Origin of the sequence: Paraburkholderia sp. SIMBA_030 (assembly GCF_046535245.1) — a bacterium.
In the GTDB taxonomy this organism is placed as follows: Bacteria; Pseudomonadota; Gammaproteobacteria; order Burkholderiales; family Burkholderiaceae; genus Paraburkholderia.
The window spans coordinates 1-276 of record NZ_JAWRXB010000394.1; the positions used below are offsets into that span (position 1 = coordinate 1).

Below are 276 nucleotides of genomic sequence, written 5' to 3' on the forward strand. Positions count from 1 at the left end.
GGTGTCGGTTGGGTCAACATCGCGGGCGCCATCGGCAGCACCTTCGTCCTGACCCAGGCGCAGGTGGGGCAGAACATGCGGGTGGTGGTCAGCTACGTGGATGACTTCGGCGTGCAAGAAAGCATTGCCTCCGACATCCTCGACCCGGTGGCCAACGCCAATGATGCACCGACCGGTGCGGTCCTGATCAGTGACACTACGCCAGTCCAAGGGCAGACGCTGACGGCCCTAACCGGCAGCATTGCCGACTTGGACGGGCTGGGGGCGTTCAGCTTC

General features: G+C 64.1%; 1 protein-coding gene. It reads left to right on the forward strand.

Annotation, left to right across the window (positions count from 1 at the left end):
* On the forward strand, nucleotides 1-276 hold a 276-nt coding region (locus tag SB772_RS40495; RefSeq protein WP_410838583.1), incomplete at both ends, for a hypothetical protein.